At 60.3% G+C, this 1,485-nt stretch carries 3 protein-coding genes; all 3 read right to left on the bottom strand.

Translation table 11 applies throughout. The annotated features are described in order from the left end of the window. On the bottom strand, positions 1 to 678 hold a 678-nt coding region (locus EN994_RS30995), incomplete at its 3' end, for a VOC family protein (protein ID WP_164746394.1). 118 nt (positions 679 to 796) lie between these two features. Continuing rightward, the gene (locus EN994_RS30990) at positions 797 to 1,087 is read right to left on the bottom strand and encodes a Dabb family protein (RefSeq protein ID WP_027163379.1); all 291 of its coding nucleotides are present in this window, start codon (positions 1,085 to 1,087) and stop codon (positions 797 to 799) included. 91 nt (positions 1,088 to 1,178) lie between these two features. Next, on the bottom strand, positions 1,179 to 1,485 hold a 307-nt coding region (locus tag EN994_RS35740; protein ID WP_127308125.1), incomplete at its 5' end, for a hypothetical protein.

Genomic DNA, 1,485 nt, shown 5'->3' with positions numbered 1-1,485 from the left:
GTCAAGCACGCTCAAATCTGCATTCGGCAGGGAAAACATGCCGCCCTGCCTTTCGGCGGCCGGATTATCCACCGAGATAGAAATCAACTCATGCTGCTTTCCAGGCGCATCGCTGACCGCCAAGATCTCGACAATTCCGGTCGCGCCGTTGGCGTGGGCCTGCAAAGCCGCGCGGTCGACATCAGGCGCGTTGACCCGCTCGCAGGCAAACAGGAAGGCGTCCGTGGCTTTGGCTCCGGCCGCGAAAGCGAGCTTGAACGATGCGATGTCGCTCTTGCCGGCCGGGTCGGTGAAAGCGCGCGAAAAACCCAGCATGTCTCCCGCCGAGATGCCGGCATCGACATAGCGTGCATGGTCGGCATCGGCATTGCCCGTACCTAGAACAATGGCGGAAAACCCCTCGTCGCCGTTGCTGTCGCGATAGGCGCGATCACGCGTGACGAAGACATTGCCGTCCGCGATAGCCTTTGCCGCCACCTGCTCGTCGCCGACCGCCAGCGGTTCGAGATACGTGCCGTCGGCCAGGAAAACACAGCAGTTTTCCGTTCCGAAGGGATGGATGCCGGTCGGGGCCACGACGAAGCCAAGCGCGGCGAGCCGGGCTCGCGCCACCTCAAGGCTCTGCGTTGGCAGCACCAGGTGATCGAGCGGATGAGTGCCAGTGATGGTTCGGGTCATGCAGCCGCGATGTGCATCATTCCGCAAATCGGTTCAAGACTTGATCGCAATCCCGGCCATTTCGCCCCCGCCAGTTCACCGGACGTCGAAAAAGGCACCAGTTGGGACAAAGCCTCGATCAGCTTCCGGCAATGACATCGGCGGAATAGCGCAGTTCGCGCATCGGTTTGACCTTGCTGGTGGTCTGCGCATAGAGCGGGTGCGCCTTGTAGGCGGCCAGCGCGGCGTCATCGGCGAACTCCGCATAGACGACCACGTCGACCTCGTCCGACAGCGGATCCACCTTGGTGTTGAGCGTGACCTCGAACAGGCTGGAATGAGGAATGTTGCCGAGCGCCAGCAAGCCGGTGCGCACAGCCTCGACATCCTCTTTTCGCCGCGCGCTGAAGAAAACGATATGCCGGATCAACCCCGCCTCCTCGATCAAAATGCTGGGGTCTTTTGTGACGGCAGGACGTTGGCGTCAATCGACTAGGATGTCGCGGCTGCCGCCACTGGAGTTAAGCTCTGCCGGTAACATATCGCACAACATGGCTAAGCTCTCTCACTGTTGTGTCGAGATAGCGGCCCTGATTGTACATGCCATCCCAGATCAGGAAAAACGCGATGGCGGCAATGACGATTACATAACGCATGGCTAGATCTATCGCACGAGCAATTCTGCGACCATAGGCGTTTTTTGCGCGCTCGGCCTTTGCTGTGCAAAAAAGCGGATTCTCGCTGGCGCAAGCATTCCGCGTGGCACAGCCCCGCTTGCGGCCTGCCTCTTGAAGTTTCGCCGCATGACGTGGAAGATCGCCGCAGGGA

It is taken from the genome of Mesorhizobium sp. M7A.F.Ca.CA.002.09.1.1, from assembly GCF_003998555.1.
In the GTDB taxonomy this organism is placed as follows: Bacteria; Pseudomonadota; Alphaproteobacteria; order Rhizobiales; family Rhizobiaceae; genus Mesorhizobium; species Mesorhizobium ciceri.
This window is presented reverse-complemented; position numbering and strand designations above follow the sequence as displayed.